We start from the raw sequence: 15,802 nt of genomic DNA, 5'->3' as shown, positions 1-15,802 counted from the left end.
ATAGAAATATATAAGGGAAATTTTGAAAGATATTACAAAATACTATTTAAATAAAGATATTTTATTTAAAGATATTGAGGAAGTAAGTCCAAAAGAGTTAAAAAGTAGAAAAAAAATAAAAATATTTGTGGCAACTTCTACAAATAAAGACTATTATGCAATATTTATAGTAGATTCAAAAAGTAGATTCATAAGAAAAAATGCAGAAGACTTAATGCAAATGGAAGCTTTATTAGCACAGTATAAAGAGCATAATTTTAAGAAAAAAGAGTTAATAATATCGTCTCCTCTTTGTTCTAAAGCTAAAAAATTACTTGAAGAGAATAAATGGAGAGTAAGAGTTGATTTTATGTGATATTGGAAATACAACTTTTCATTTCAATGTGGATGGCAAAGAACAAAGATATTTAGTAAATTCTCATATTCCTGATTTTGAGCAAAGAGTTTATTATGTCTCTGTAAATGAAAATGCAACGGCAAAATTAAAACTTACAAATGATGATATAGTTGATTTAGAACCATATATAAAATTTAAAACAAAATATGTTGGTATGGGTTTAGATAGAAAGATTGCCTGTTGTTTTATTGAAGATGGGATTATAGTTGATGCAGGAAGTGCTATAACTGTTGATATAGTAAAAAAAGGTAAGCACAAAGGAGGATTTATCCTTCCTGGACTAAAAGCTTATAAAGATATTTATCCTCAAATTTCTCATAAGTTAAATGTTGATTTAAATACAAAGGTAAATTTAGATAAAATCCCACTTTGTACTAAAGATGCAATCTCTTATGCTATACTAAAATCAATTATAGAACCAATAAAAAAAGTAAGTAAAAAAAAGCAGATTACTTTTACTGGTGGAGATGGAAAGTTTTTAAGTAAATTTTTTGACAATAGCATCTATAAAAAAGATATAATTTTTGAAAATATGAGAAGGATAATTAATGCTAACGATTGCATTACCTAAGGGAAGAATAGCAAAAGAAACTCTTGAAAAGTTTGAAAAAGCATTTGATGAAGAGTTTGTTTTTGAAGATAGAAAACTTATTTTAGAGAAAGCTGGATTTAGATTTTTAAATGTAAGAAATCAAGATGTACCTACTTATGTAATGCATGGAGCAGCAGATTTAGGTGTTGTTGGGCTTGATGTATTAGAAGAAAAAGAGTATGACTTAATTAAGCTACTTGACTTACAACTAGGTTTTTGTAAAGTTGCCTTTGGACTTATCAAAGGACAAAAACTTGATATGACAAAAAGTAAAATCACTGTTGCTACAAAACATGAAAAAATTGCAAAAAGATATTTTGAAGAAAAAGCAATGGCCGTTGATATTATTAAACTATATGGTTCTATTGAATTGGCTCCATTAGTTAATCTTGCAGATTGTATTGTTGATATTGTAGAAACAGGAGCAACAATGAAACAAAATGGTTTAGAAGTAGGACCTACAATTATGGAAAGTTCTGCCCATCTAATTGCAAACAAAAATGCTTATTATGCAAAAAAAGATAAGATTTTTGATTTAAAAGAAAAATTAGAAGCTGTTATTCAATGGGATTAAATTTATACTCTAAGATAGAGCCTTTTCTAGACTTTTATGATGAGGTATATACTTTACATAATGAATTTATGTCAATTGTTTTTAATAAAGACTTGGACAATGTTTTAGATGTAGGTTGTGGACAAGGTTTTTTTGTAGAAAGCCTAAATTTAAATCAAAAAAAAGCATTTGGAATTGATCTTAGTAGTGAACAAATTGAAGCTTGCTATCACAGAGGTGTTGAAAATGTTGCTTGTATTGATCTAAAAGATGTAAAAGAAAAATATGATTGTGTAACTGCTATTTTTGATGTAATAAATTATATTCAAAAAGATGGCTTAAAAGAGTTTTTTGAAAATGTTTATAACAGTTTAAATGACAATGGATACTTTATCTTTGATGTAAATACTCTTTATGGTTTTGAAGATATAGCACAAGGCTGTATTACTATGGACTTTGATGATAAGTTTATTGCTATTGATGCTATTTATGAAGACGAAAAATTGATTACTGATCTAACTTTATTTATTAAAGAAGAAGATGAATCTTTTAAAAAAGAAAAAGATTTTATAACTCAATATTATCATAGTAAAGATAGATTGAAAAAGATGTTAAAAAAAGCTGGCTTTAAAGTTGAAGAGTTAAGAGACTTTAGTCTTCATAGTGATGAGAAAGCTGATAAACAAATTTATATCTGTAAGAAATAGAAGTTTAAACATTACAGCTTAAAACTTCTATTTCTATTCTATTTCTTCCAAGAGCTTTTGCTTTATATAAAGCATTATCTGCTCTATTAAAAATCTCTCTTCTCGTATCATTTTTGTGATATTGAGAAATTCCTACAGAACAAGTTAAAGTAAGGTTGTCTTTAAAATCATGTATTTCAACTGTTGAACGTATTTTTTCTGCAACTAAGATTGCTTCTTCAATACTTGTATGTGGAAGTAAAACTATAAACTCTTCTCCTCCCCATCTAGCGACAACATCACTTTTTCTTGAGCTAAAATTTAAAATTTTTGCAAAATCTTGCAGTACAGAATCTCCTTTAAGATGTCCATATGAATCATTTACTTTTTTAAAGTGGTCAATATCCACAAGCAAAATTGTAAAAGCACCATTGTCATATCTATCAAGTTTTTTTATTTCATACTCTAAAAATGACTCAAATTTTTGTCTATTATAAATTTTTGTTAAGTAGTCAGTTGTTGCAAGTTCTTCTAATTCTGTTTGAGTTTGAATTAGAGCTTCATTTGTTTTAGAGATTTTATTTCCCTCTTTTTTCATAAGCTCAATCCATTTATTATAAACAATTCTTAAAAGCTCTTTTTGAGAGATTATTCCAGTTACATTGCCATTGTCATTTTCAATAATAATTCTTTTAAATTTTTGTTTTCTAATAAAAGCTAAGGCATCTGCAATTGTAGATTGTTCTTTTAATGTTTTTATAGGACTTGTCATAAAGTTTGAAATTTTTTGTGTTAAATCACAATCTAAATGAATAAGATTTATAAAATCTTTTGAAGTAAAAATACCAATGGCTTTTTCATCATTGTCTTTAATAATGACTGCATCATTTCCACTATGTTTAATAAGTTTAACTGCATGAAGTGCTGATGAATCTTTATATGCAAATACTGCTTGATAATTTAAAATTAAATTACCTATTGTTTGTCTTTCCATTAGCATTTGAGGGTCAATATTATTGATTATATCAGTATATGAAAGAATACCTTCTAGTTTATTGTTTTCATCAACTATTACCATATACTCTTCAGTTGAACTTATCTCGTTTAGAAGGTTGATTAGATTAAGATTTTTACTTATAACTTTGACTTCTCTTAATCCTAAATCTTTAAGCTTAGTTGAATGCTCTATTTTTTCTAATTTAAAATCAATTAATTGAGTTGTTGTAAGAATTTTATAAGATGAAGTATCAGTTATAACTATTGTTCTAAGATTTGAAGCTGCCATTTTTTTTATAGCTTCTTCTAATGTTTTATTTGAATCTAATGTAAGAATATCTTTTATTGCTATATCTAGTACTTCAGGTATCATTTTTTATCCTTACAGACCAACAATTGATCTAATTTTATCCATCTTAGCACTTGCTATTTTTCTTGCTTTACTTGCTCCAAACTCTAAAATCTCTTTTACTTCTTTTGGATTATTTAGTAAGTGTTCTCTTCTTTCTTGATATGGAGCAAAGTGTTCATTGATTTTATCTAATAAAGTTAATTTGAAATGTCCATAACCTTCCCCAGGAGTAGCATATCTTTGTTGTAAATCTTTTAGTTCATCATCATTCATAAATAGTTCACAAAGTTTGTAAATATTGCAGTTCTCCCATTCTTTTGGTTCGTCAAGCTCTTTAGAATCAGTTACAATTGACATAACTTGCTTTTTTACACCTTTTTTGGTTCCAAACATATCAATAGTATTTCCATAAGATTTAGACATTTTAGCTCCATCCGTTCCAGGAACTGTTGCTACAACTTCATCAACTTTTGCTTCTGGCATTACAAAGATATCTGTGTTGTAGTGGTGATTAAAGCTATTTGCAATATCTCTTGTCATTTCTACGTGTTGGATTTGGTCTTTCCCAACAGGAACGATATTTGAATCATAAAGTAAAATATCAGCAGCCATTAAAACTGGATATGAAAATAATCCATGATTAGCATTAATTCCTTTTGCTATTTTATCTTTGTATGAATGTGCTCTTTCAAGAAGACCCATAGATGTATGGTTTGATAATATCCAGTATAACTCAAGTACCTCTTTTACATCACTTTGTACCCAAAAAGTTGATTTTTCAGGGTCCATTCCTAATGATAAAAAGTTAACTACTGCTTCAAAAATGTTTTTTTCTAAAAGCTCTTTTTCTTTAACTGTTGTTAAAGCATGGTATGATGCAACAAATGCAAATAAATCACCTTGGTCTTGTGACTCAACCATTTTCTTAATTGCTCCGAAGTAGTTACCAATATGTAAAGTTCCACTTGGTTGAATTCCAGATAATATTCTCAATTTATACTTCCTTAAATTTTTTAAAAAATGTATTATATCTAAAGTAAATATAATAGCTTTTTAAACTAAGAAGAAAGCTTTTTTTCTATTTTTTGTTCTATTAAATCAATATGTAGTTGCAAATTGTAATATTCACCCATAAAAGATAGAGGAACTTTTGTTTCTTTTTGAGTTTCTTGTTTTAACTCATTTATGGTTATTAGTTCTTTTTCTAGTTCCTTTTTAGATAAGGTGTCAATTCTATTATCTAAATCTTTTACTTCATCATACCATTTATATATTTTTGATCGCATCGTCCAAGTATATAATGGGAAAAAACCTTTAAAAAGAGGGAATAATAAAGTAAGCAAAGGAATAATAAATAGTTTTAATCTATCTATATTTGATGCTATCCAATAAGGAAAAATCTTTTCAAGCCAAGTATCTCCATATTCAAAATATCTTTGTGCTTCTTCATGTATTTCAAGTTGCATATTTAAATCATTTGGAAACTGTTCTGCTTTCGCAAATAAATCTTTTTTACTATGAACTTCTTTTGCCTTTTTTAGAACAAGTCTTATTAACTCTTCGGAAAATCCATCTTTAACTGCTAAGTTTGCAGTAGTTGATAAAAGATTTATATCTTCATCAGGTAAGTTTTTATATAAATCTAAAGTTCCTTCATAAAGATTTAGTGCTTCTAAAAATGGATACTTTCTACTATAAGCTTTTGCTCTTTTAAAACTTAACACATTTATATTTGGGTTAGAAAGTAATTCTTCTATTGTCTTAGATTCATGAGCAGAAACAACAAACATTGCATCAATATTTCCTTTTATTAACTCTTCTTTTGCTTTTTTATCATCATAATTAAATATTGTAGAATTTGTACTGTCTATACCATTATCTTTTAATATTTTTGAGGTTAAATCTTTTGTACCGCTACCTTCTGCTCCTATTGATATTTTTTTAGAAATTAATTGAATAATATAGTTTATAGAAAAACCCTCATTTCTATAAAATACCCATAAAGGTTCATAATATATTGAAGCAAGAGATTTTATACCTTCTTCTTTGTTTTTTGTTGTTCCATTTTGAATAAAAGCTATATCTGCTTTATTCTGTTTTAGCAAGTTTATATTTTCAATAGAACCAGCAGAAGTTAAAAGATTTACTTTTACATTCTCTTTTTCTAATAGTTTTTTATAAATTAAGGCTGTTTTATAATAATTGCCAGTTATAGAACCAGCTGCTATTGTTATTTCTTTTTTAGGAGGTGGTTTTATAAATTTAGACGTTATATAAAAAGAAGCAATAATTAATAAAAAAATTGGTATTGAGATGGTAAAAAATTTATATTTCATTTGTATTTCACTTTATTATTTTTATTATTATAACTTAGAAATACAAAAATAAGAAGAGGAAAAAATCTCTTCTTATTTTTTATATGAATAGGTTTTGTAGAAGAATTTTAAATCCAATGATGATAAGAATAACTCCACCTAAGATTTCAGCTTTACTTTCATATTTAGCTCCACCTTTTGCACCAATTAAAACTCCAATGATACTAAAGATAAAAGTAGTAATACCTATAATTGCTAAAGATAAATATACATTTAGATTAAATAAATGTAAAGAAAAACCTGCTGCCATAGCATCAATACTTGTGGCTATTGCAAGTGTTAATAATATTTTGTGAGAAACTTTTGTAATCTCTTCTTCAACTGGTTCCAAAAAGGCTTCATAAATCATTTTTCCACCAATTATTAGTAAAAGAATAAAGGCAATCCAAAAATCATATCCACCAATTATATCTTGTAAACCAACACCACCTGCATAGCCAATAAATGGCATTAAAGCTTGAAAAACACCAAAATAAAGACCAGCAATAATTGCAAGACTTTTTATTTTTTCTTTATTTTTAATACCTAATCCAATAGAAACAGCAAATGCATCCATACTAAGTGCAATGCTTAAGATAATAACTTCTAACATTTAATAATTTCTCCTCTTTTATAAGAAAGTGAGATTATAGTTAAAAATAAAAAAGTAATTGCTGAAAACAAAAATGGTGTTTCAGGAGCTATTCCATAAAGCATAGTACTTAATAATGGACCTACAATTATTCCTAAACCTTGGGCTGCTGAAACTGTTCCTGCTGCAACTCCTTGCTCATGTTCTTGTACACTATTAGCAGTAATAGCTAAAAATGCAGGCATAAGCATACCTAAGCCAACAGTTCCTATACTAAATGAAATAGTAAGTTGAAACTGATTTGTAATGATGCTAATTAAGAAATAACCAAAAGTACAAAGAATTGAACCAATTGTTAACCAAGTATATGATGAAATATTTTTTAATTTAGAAACTACAATTTGAGTTAATATAAAAACAACTCCAATGATTGCTAAAATATATCCTGTACTTTTTGCTGTTTCAATTTGCGTTAAATGAAACTTATCAAGTATAAAGAAACCAAGACAAACTTGTGAAGTTACAATACTATACATAGTAAAAAATGATGTAATCATAGGTAGTCTTAATCTTTTATCTAAAAAATGAATGGGTTTTTCTTGTGTCTTTTCTCTTTTTTTACTTGGTTCTAAACTAAAATATATGATACCAACTGCAACTAAAGGTAAAATAGCTGCAAAATATAAAGGTGTTGTTAATCCATATATAGCAAGTGCTCCACCAACCATTGGTCCTAATACCATGCCAATTCCATTTGCAGCTCCTAAGCTTGCCATATAAGAAGTTCTTTTTTTAGGTTCCACTTTATCTGCAATAAAAGCATTTGAAACAGGAGGAATAGCAGAATAAAATACCCCAATCATTACTCTTGCAAAAACTAAAGCACTAAGTGAAATAATAATTGTAGGTGGCGTTATTATTGCATAGTTTACAAATACTGCTAAAAATAAGTAAGAAAGGAAAAATCCAAATATTGTAAAAACTAAAATATTTTTTCTTCCATAATAATCACTTTTTTTACCCCAAAATCTTGAGAGTAATACCCACGCAACTCCTGCAAGTGCTACCATAAGACCAGCATGCCACTCTTGTAGGTTTAAACTTCTAATTATAGGTCCTACAACAGCTAAAAAAGCCATCATAGAAGAAACACATAAAATATTAACTGCCATTAAAGGCTTGATTTCTTTCATTTTTATTCCTTTTTATAATAAATTCAATTTTTGTTGAAAAATAGATTGATATTAAGCCTATAAAGGCACAAATTATAATTATCTTTTCGTAACCTAAAATTCCAGATAAAGAAACAGATATGGAACTAAAGAAAATCCCAGAGAACATGTAAATACTATGTTGTATCGCAAATTGTGAAGCAGGGGATTTATTTGAAGATAAATCCATCATTAATGTTGTCATTAAAACTTGTGAAGGAGTATAGAATAAGAATACAAATCCTATTATTAACATTACAATAAGTTCATTTTCATGATGTTCAAAAATTAATAGAAGCATCAAAATACCTACAATTTGTCCTAATGCAGCAATTATTAGAATATTTTTTTTACCAAATTTACTTATTAAGAAAGAAGCAGTAAAAGAGGCTAAAAAACCTATTCCATATCCTACTATATGAACAGAAAAACCTATTTTGTCTAAACTCCAATTTAAATCTACAAGAAGAGGTGTAATCATTCCAAAAGCAGAAGAGATAGTAGCTGGATAAAAAAGAAGCAAAATAAACCACAGTTTTTTCTTTTTTGTTTTCCAAAAAGTAAGATATTGTTTATAGTCTACTTTTTCAATAAAGTTTGAATGTTTCATTTTTGGTTCAGTATAGATAAATATTTGAAGAAGTGAAATTGATGTGAAAATAGCCATTACAAATAAAGTATATTGCCAACCAAATTTAGAATAAAGAATTAAACCAAAACCTCCACCTAGAACCATACCGACAAGACCACCTCCTGCTTTTATTCCATTAATTAAAGAACGCTGTCTTTTAAAAGTTACTTTAAAAGCAAAGGCATCTAAAGCAATATTTTGTGAAGCTGCAAAAAAAGCAAAAAACATTGATAGATATATTATTAAAGCAAGATTGTCTTCTACATTTAATAGAGCAATAATACAAAGGGTAATAACCATCAAAGATTGGAAAATAAGAATCCAAGCCCTATAATGTCCCATTTTTTTAAAATATATTTTATCAATAAAAGGTGCCCATAAAAATCTAAATACCCAAAAAAGCCCTAACATATAAATAAAGCCAAGGTTTTCTAAAGGAACACCATTTTGTCTTAAAATACCAACAAAGGCTTCTACAAAAAAACCTAAACCTAAAAATTGAGTTGTATAAAGACTGAATAGCAATATTATGGTAGTAAAAGTTAATTTCTTTTTCATACTAAACTACTCTTTACATCCCATTTTTTAACTCTTTGTTGTGCTTGAAACATAGAATAATATTTATCTTTTTTATTAATTAATTCTTGGTGTGTACCATGTTCATTTATAACACCATTCTCTACTACTAGGATATTATCCGCATGGGCAATAGTAGAAAGTCTATGGGCTATAACAATTACAGTTTTGTCTTTGATAAGTTCATCTAAAGCATTTTGAACAGCTACTTCACTTTCGGTGTCTAGTGCTGAGGTAGGTTCATCAAGGATTACAATTGGTGCGTCTTTTAAGATAGCTCTTGCAATTGAAATACGTTGACGTTCTCCTCCACTTAAACTACCACCAATTTCTCCCACTTTTGTTTCATAGCCATTAGGAAGTTTTGAAACAAATTCATGACAAAATGCAGCTTTAGAAGCAGCTAATACTTCTTCCTTACTAGCCTTTGGTTTTCCCATACGTATATTATTTAAGATAGTATCATCAAATAAGTAAACATCTTGAAATACCACAGAGATATAGTGCATCAAAGTAGTTTGCTTCATACTTCTAATATCTACATCACCAATCTTTATTACTCCCTTTTGTGGGTCATCATATCTCATAATAAGTTTTGTAATTGTTGTTTTACCACTTCCTGATGGCCCAACTATTGCAGTAAGTGATTTATCTTGTATTTGAAGGTTTAGTTCTTTTAAGACACTCTTTTTGTTCCCTTCATATGCAAAATTTACATTTTTAAACACAATATCAAATTTTTTGGGTTTTTGTTTTGGTTCTTTTATAAAAAACTCTTTTGTATCTAAAAGTTTTTGAATCTGTTTGAAAGAAGCTTCCATAATATCTAATACCCCTGCAACAGCTAAAAAGTTTGCCAAAGGTTCAGATAATCTTCCTAAAATAATAAGTAGGGCAATTAAAGCTCCTATAGTAAAATCTGCTTTTGTAATTAATAAACTTCCTAAAACAAGTACAAATAAAAATATAAATTCAATTAAAGTATTCATTATAATCATAGGAATAGTTGAGGCAAAAACACCTTTTTTCTGTACTTCTCTTAAATTAATAATAGATTTTTGAAGGTTTTGTGCATTTTCACCAACTTGATTTACTGCTCTTAAAATAGGTAAGCCTTGAATGTATTCAACTGTATTAGCTTCAAGTTCTGAATGTGCTTTGACTCCTTCTGTTTTGTCCCATTTTGTTTTTTTTCTACTCCAATAATAAATAGGAACGGCAAAAGGAAGAGCAATAAGAAGTGCAAGTGCCATATTAGGGTTTATAAAAAAGGTTGCAATAATTATTACAAGAGGTACTATAAGAACTTCAAAAAACATCCCTGAAACTATTCCCATATGAAGAATTGATTCATCTACATTTTGTGCTAAGATAGAGTTTAATTCGCCTGTTCTATATTTATATAGACTTTGTAAAGGCATGGTTTTTATTTTTTCACCAAGTTTAATTCTGAGGTCATGGGTTATTTTTATGATATCTTTTGAATATTGAAAACCTGAAGCTAACCATCTAAAAAAGAAAGAAATTAGACTAAAGATACAAACTGCTCCAAACCAAAATAGAGTTTCTTTAATATTAAATTCTGTAGCAAAAATATTATTTAGAAGAGGAAAAAATAAAGCAAAAGCTAAACCTTGAAAGATATAAGCAAAAATAAAATATAAAAAACTTCTTTTTACTAGCTTAGCATTTTTACCTGCTATATTCATAGTTGTCTGATAAGATTCTTTAAATGAAGATATTTTTTCATTATTCATTTGTTTTTCCTTTTTCTAGATTCCATTGACTTGCTTGTTCATAGTTTTCCCATAATTTTTTGTAGATACCTTTATTTTCAAGTAGTTTTTCGTGTTTGCCTATTTCACTTATCTCTCCTTGGTCAAAAACAACAATCTGGTCAGCATTTTTAATAGTTGAAAGACGATGGGCTATCATAATAACTGTTTTATTTATAGTTAAATTTGCTAAGGCTTTTACTATCTCTTCTTCATTTTCAGGGTCTGCAAAAGCAGTTGCTTCATCAAGTACCACAATAGGAGTATCTCTTAATATTGCACGTGCAATTGTAATTCTTTGTTTTTGACCTCCTGAAAGATTAGTTCCTCTATCTCCAGCTTTTGTTTCATAAGCATTTGGAAGGCTTTCTATAAAATCATGTATTTGTGCTGCTTTTGCTGCTTCTATAACTTCTTCTTTACTTGCGTTTTCATTTGCAATTTTAATATTGTTGTAAATTGTGTCTTGAAAAAGAAAAGTATCTTGAAATACAAAAGAGACTGTATTCATTAAAACATGAGGTTCAATATTTTTAATATTAATTTCACCTATGCAAATCTCTCCTTTACTTGCATCCCAAAATCTAGGAATAAGTTTTGCAATGGTACTTTTACCCGCACCACTTGGACCTACTAAAGCTGTAACACTTCCACTTTCTATTTTAAAGTTTATATTTTTTAGAGCATAGTTTTCTTCTACATTTTCATATTTGAAAAATACATTTTTGAATTCTAGTTCAAAAGTAGTAGGAATTTTTGCATTTTTTGAAATAGGTAAAGTTGGAACATCTAGTAGTTCTTGAATCTTTAAAGCAGAGGCTTGAGATTTTTTTATAAAGTTTTGAAGCCACATAATAGGCATCATTGCATCCGCCATTCCTGTACTTAAAAAAAGTGCACAAATCAAAGCAAAAAGTTCTAAAGAACCACTATTTAAAAGCAAAATACCTATGAATAAAACTGTTAGAAGTGTGGGAAGAGGGCTTAATATTATCATTCCAAGTTTTGCAGGAACTGCACTTATTTTCATCCAATTAGTTAAATTTTCTTTATAAGCATAAAGTGCACTATTATATCTTTTGAAAGAGCTTGTTCCATCATCAAAAGTTCTTACTACAGGCATAGCTTGTGCAAATTCAATTACTGCTTTATTTATATCACTTTGGCTTTGATCATATTTATCTCTTAATTCTTTTGAATCTCGCATAGCATAAGCCATTGCAAGCCAACCAAGAAGTAATATACAGATACTAGCAAGTGCTAATCGATAATCTATGATAAAAAGTATTATTAAAGTAGTAATTGGAGCAACAATACTTTTTGCTAACATAGGAATACTATCTGCTACAAAGGTATGTAGATTTCTTACATCATTTTGAATAACTTTTTTAAGTGATCCTGAACCATTTGAAATAATATAACCTAAAGGAATTTCTGCTAAATGTTGCGTTAATTTTGTACGTAAAATTTGTTCTAATCTAAATGCTCCTAAATGAGAAACTACAAAAGCATAAAATCTTGATAAAAAAGCAATAGCTGTCAAAATTGCTAATAATATAATTGTATTTATTAGGTCAAGTTTTATATTAAAAAGTTCTAAAGGAGTGCCTTGCATAATATTTGTTAAAGTAAGAGATAAAATTAAAAGTGAAGCAATTAAAGATAAGCTACCGATTGCTGATAAAACCATAGCTAAACGTATCTCAAGCATCACAGGTTTCATAATGGTCCAAAGACCATGCTTTTTACTTGTGTGTTTATTCATCATTGATTCCTAAGTATGATTGGTATTTATTGTAAATTATATAGATATTGATAAGAACTATCAATATCTAATGTATTCTTTAAGGATTATTTTTTATTTGAAAAGGATTAAAAACTATATTTAACGCCAACTCCAAATCTTCTAGGTTCATTAAATCCAACCCAAGACACACCTGGTTTAGACATATAAGAACTTACATAATCTTCATCTGTAATATTATTGACATAACTAAATACATCAAGGTTTTTAATTTTGTATCCAACTTTTATATTAGAGGTGATTCCTCCATTGGCTTCAACTAAATCATCATTATTTGCTCCATCAATAAAAGTTGTTTTTCCTTTAGCATGAATATCAACTCTTCCATATAGACCTTTTTCTTGCATATATGCAAGACTCAAACTTGCTGTATATCTTGGTGTGCCTTCTATTCTTTCATCTTTGTAATCTCTTGTTCCATTGTTGTATTCATCATATTTTGCATCAATGAAACCTAAGGCTGCTGATAATTGTAAGTTGTCAGTAATATAATATGAACCATCAAGTTCAATACCTTGTGAATAGGCTTTTTCTGCATTACTTGTGGCAAATATTGTTCCACCCATTAATTGTTTATAAACATGAATATCTTTTATATCCATTCTAAATAGAGCAAGATTAATTGCATAATTTTCTCCTAAGTGTTTTAATCCAAGTTCATAATTAATTGATTTTTGCGCTTCAAAACTATTTTCAGAACTTTTGTCACTAGAAGGGTAGAAGTTAAATCCTCCAGGCATATATCCTTTTGAAACAGAGAAGTAAGTAGAAGTATCTTTATTTAAGTGATACATTAATGCAAGTTTTGGAAGAAATGTATTCCATGTTTTTTCATCTTTGTAATTAACATCAGGATTAGAAGTACCTGCCCAACTAGATTTAGCAATTACATCAATATCTTTTTTTATTCTTTGATATCGACCTCCTAAAGTTAATTCAAAATCTTCACTTAAAGGTATCATTGTTTGTCCAAAGATAGCTTGCGTTTTGCTGTTTGCATTTGAATAGGCATCTCCTATATAAACACTTCCCATAGAAAGTTGTTCTACTCCATATGGACCTTGCGATCTATCTTCTTTATCAAAGTATAAACCTGCAACCCATTTGATATCTTGATTTTTACTTGCAAGTCTTAGTTCTTGAGTCCATGCTTTTAATTCTGTATAATTGAACTGTCTTAATCCATCACTTGCAGTATTGGAAGTATTATCAGTGTCATATTCTCCATCAAAATCAACTCTTTTATGTGTTGTTATTGATTCAAGTTTCATTTTCTCAAATTCATAGTTAAGATTAAGGCTCTCAGATTTTACTTTTGTTCTTTCGTAAGCTGGAACATCAAAGCTTACATTTTTGGCATCTTCTCGTTTTAGTTTATTAATATCAATAGAAGGATCACTGCCAAATCCATCCATAAAGTAGTCTTTTTTATAATTATTAGTTAAAGTAACTTTTGCAGAGAACTTTTCATTTGGTTCAAAAAGTAAAAAAGCATTTGTTTTTCTATCTCTTTTTTTATTTGCATCTTCATCCATTGCTGAATAATTGTTTGTAATCCAGCCATCCTCTCTTTTAAAAGAACCATTAATACCTGCAAAAAGTTTATTTTCAATTATTGCTCCACTTGTATAAAATGAAGTTTTATATAGATTATCGTTTCCATATTCTGCTAAAATATTTCCACTCCAGTCATTTGTGGGAGTTTTTGTTATTATATTAATAACAGCACCTATGGCATCTTTACCATACAGAGTACCTTGAGGTCCTCTTAATATTTCAATTCTATCAATATTTTCTAGTGATGGATCAAAATCAACTCTATCATAATATGCTACTCCATCTACATAGATTACTATAGGATTGTTATTTGTAAACATAGAAGTGTTTAATCCTCTAAACGAACTAGCTCCACCAGTTGTAGAATTCTGGAAATTCATATTTGGAATTTCTTTTATTACCTCTGAGATTTTTTTTATACCTTTTTCTTCAATTACAGTTGCATCTAATACACTAATACTTTGAGGAACATCTTTGATATTTTCTTCTACTTTGTTTGCAGTTACGGTAACACTATCTAAGTTTGTAGATTCATTATTTGCATAAATAAGAGTACTACAAACTAAAGATAGTAAAATGATTTTTTCATTGATTTTCACTATTTAACCTTCATTATTAAATCTTATGTTTAAATTGGATATTATTATATTGATAATCATAATTATAAACAAATATATTTTTAATAAATATGGATTATTTTTTAATAAAAAGGTATTTTTTTATGTCATATAAACTAAATTTAGAAAATTTTGATGAATTTATGCTTGAGTCAGATATTTCTAAAACAATAAATTTTCAATTGCCAAAAAACTTAGGAAACTTTACAAGTAAAAAAGAGATAGTAAATAAAGATATTGTAATGTTTAAAACACATACTACTATCAATGAGTCATTATCAATAAATTCAAAATCTTTTATCTCAGGTCTTTCTATTCTTGTTAATTTAGATGGAGAATACAGATATTCTGATAAAAGTAATAAAAGTATTTTAGATATAAAAAAAAATAGTGTATTTACTAAATATGTAAATGAATATGATTCTGTTATAGATTTTAATAATAGTTCTAAAAGTAGTAATTTATGTCTTATTTTAAGAGATGAATTTCTGGAAAAATATTTTTTAAATAAGATAGAAAGAAAAGATGAATTACTTACAAATTATAAAAACAATATTTCTACAAACTTTCAAAAGAATTTTGAAAATTATAAAATAATATCCCTTGCAAAAGAATTGTATAACTCACCTTTTGAAGGGGAATTAAATGATTTATATACTCAAAGTAAAGTCTTTGAATTGGTATATAAAGAATTAACTACTATTTTAAAAGAAGAAAATAATTTATGTACTTGTGGATGTTCTAAAATAAATTATGAAGATAGAATTGCTTTACACAAAGCAAAAGAGCTAATTGAGAAAGCAGATGACTTTTATACATTAGAACAACTTTGTAAAAAAGTAGCAATAAATGAATTTAAATTAAAATTTGGATTTAAAGAACTTTTTAATACAACTCCGGGAGGTTTAGTTTTAAAAACTAGAATGCAAAAAGCAAAAGCTTTATTAAGTACAGGTGAATATAATATTTCCGAAGTTTCAAGTATAGTTGGATATAAATACCAACAAAGTTTTTCAACTGCTTTTTTTAAGCATTTCGGTGTATTACCTAAAGACTTAGTAAAAAGTAGAAACTATTATTTTTAGGCTAAAGTAGTTTTACTTTAGCCT

Annotated in this window: 14 protein-coding genes; 5 read left to right on the top strand and 9 right to left on the bottom strand. The window is 27.8% G+C overall.

Annotated features, from left to right (window positions below; genetic code table 11):
• The first annotated feature begins 22 nt into the window (after positions 1–22).
• Genes CRV01_RS12485 through CRV01_RS12470 form a run of 4 tightly spaced genes read left to right on the top strand, consistent with a single transcriptional unit; the run spans position 23 to position 2,249 of the window.
• The gene (locus CRV01_RS12485; protein ID WP_129008570.1) at positions 23–355 is read left to right on the top strand and encodes a hypothetical protein; all 333 of its coding nucleotides are present in this window, start codon (positions 23–25) and stop codon (positions 353–355) included.
• The gene (locus CRV01_RS12480) at positions 342–968 is read left to right on the top strand and encodes a type III pantothenate kinase (RefSeq protein WP_129008568.1); all 627 of its coding nucleotides are present in this window, start codon (positions 342–344) and stop codon (positions 966–968) included. Before CRV01_RS12485 ends, CRV01_RS12480 begins: the two co-directional genes overlap by 14 nt.
• Complete coding sequence (gene hisG / locus CRV01_RS12475; protein WP_129008566.1) at positions 946–1,563, top strand: ATP phosphoribosyltransferase; 618 nt, start codon at positions 946–948, stop codon at positions 1,561–1,563. The genes CRV01_RS12480 and hisG overlap by 23 nt, the downstream gene beginning before the upstream one ends.
• Positions 1,554–2,249, top strand: a complete 696-nt coding sequence (locus tag CRV01_RS12470) for a class I SAM-dependent methyltransferase (RefSeq protein WP_129008564.1) — start codon at positions 1,554–1,556, stop codon at positions 2,247–2,249. The genes hisG and CRV01_RS12470 overlap by 10 nt, the downstream gene beginning before the upstream one ends.
• Before the next feature lie 4 nt (positions 2,250–2,253).
• Here the strand turns inward: CRV01_RS12470 and CRV01_RS12465 are convergent, their stop codons facing one another.
• The 9 genes from CRV01_RS12465 to CRV01_RS12425 form a co-directional block, all read right to left on the bottom strand.
• Entirely contained in the window at positions 2,254–3,597 is a 1,344-nt protein-coding gene (locus tag CRV01_RS12465) for a diguanylate cyclase (RefSeq protein WP_129008563.1), read from the bottom strand.
• A gap of 9 nt (positions 3,598–3,606) precedes the next feature.
• Complete coding sequence (gene trpS / locus CRV01_RS12460; RefSeq protein ID WP_129008562.1) at positions 3,607–4,569, bottom strand: tryptophan--tRNA ligase; 963 nt, start codon at positions 4,567–4,569, stop codon at positions 3,607–3,609.
• Between the two features lie 65 nt (positions 4,570–4,634).
• On the bottom strand, positions 4,635–5,912 hold the full coding sequence (locus CRV01_RS12455; RefSeq protein ID WP_129008561.1) for a TAXI family TRAP transporter solute-binding subunit: 1,278 nt from the start codon (positions 5,910–5,912) through the stop codon (positions 4,635–4,637).
• 79 nt (positions 5,913–5,991) lie between these two features.
• A complete protein-coding gene (locus tag CRV01_RS12450; protein ID WP_129008560.1) occupies positions 5,992–6,543 on the bottom strand; it encodes a manganese efflux pump MntP family protein in 552 nt (183 codons plus the stop codon).
• Entirely contained in the window at positions 6,537–7,715 is a 1,179-nt protein-coding gene (locus CRV01_RS12445) for an MFS transporter (protein WP_129008559.1), read from the bottom strand. The genes CRV01_RS12450 and CRV01_RS12445 overlap by 7 nt, the downstream gene beginning before the upstream one ends.
• Positions 7,684–8,922 carry an MFS transporter gene (locus tag CRV01_RS12440; RefSeq protein WP_129008558.1) on the bottom strand — a complete coding sequence of 413 codons (1,239 nt, stop codon included), beginning with the start codon at positions 8,920–8,922 and terminating at the stop codon, positions 7,684–7,686. Before CRV01_RS12440 ends, CRV01_RS12445 begins: the two co-directional genes overlap by 32 nt.
• Positions 8,919–10,697 (bottom strand): ABC transporter ATP-binding protein, encoded by a 1,779-nt coding sequence (locus tag CRV01_RS12435; protein WP_129008557.1) that lies wholly within the window; start codon positions 10,695–10,697, stop codon positions 8,919–8,921. Before CRV01_RS12435 ends, CRV01_RS12440 begins: the two co-directional genes overlap by 4 nt.
• Positions 10,690–12,480, bottom strand: a complete 1,791-nt coding sequence (locus CRV01_RS12430) for an ABC transporter ATP-binding protein (RefSeq protein ID WP_129008556.1) — start codon at positions 12,478–12,480, stop codon at positions 10,690–10,692. Before CRV01_RS12430 ends, CRV01_RS12435 begins: the two co-directional genes overlap by 8 nt.
• Before the next feature lie 107 nt (positions 12,481–12,587).
• Positions 12,588–14,675, bottom strand: a complete 2,088-nt coding sequence (locus CRV01_RS12425; protein ID WP_129008555.1) for a TonB-dependent receptor — start codon at positions 14,673–14,675, stop codon at positions 12,588–12,590.
• Positions 14,676–14,797: 122 nt separating this feature from the next.
• Here CRV01_RS12425 and CRV01_RS12420 point away from each other — a divergent pair, with 122 nt between their 5' ends.
• Positions 14,798–15,778 (top strand): AraC family transcriptional regulator, encoded by a 981-nt coding sequence (locus tag CRV01_RS12420; protein ID WP_164970062.1) that lies wholly within the window; start codon positions 14,798–14,800, stop codon positions 15,776–15,778.
• The last annotated feature ends 24 nt before the right edge of the window (positions 15,779–15,802 follow it).

The sequence above is a fragment of the Arcobacter sp. CECT 8983 genome, assembly GCF_004118855.1.
In the GTDB taxonomy this organism is placed as follows: Bacteria; Campylobacterota; Campylobacteria; order Campylobacterales; family Arcobacteraceae; genus Halarcobacter.
Note: the sequence above shows the minus strand (reverse complement) of the source record. Positions and strands in the feature narration are given on the sequence as shown.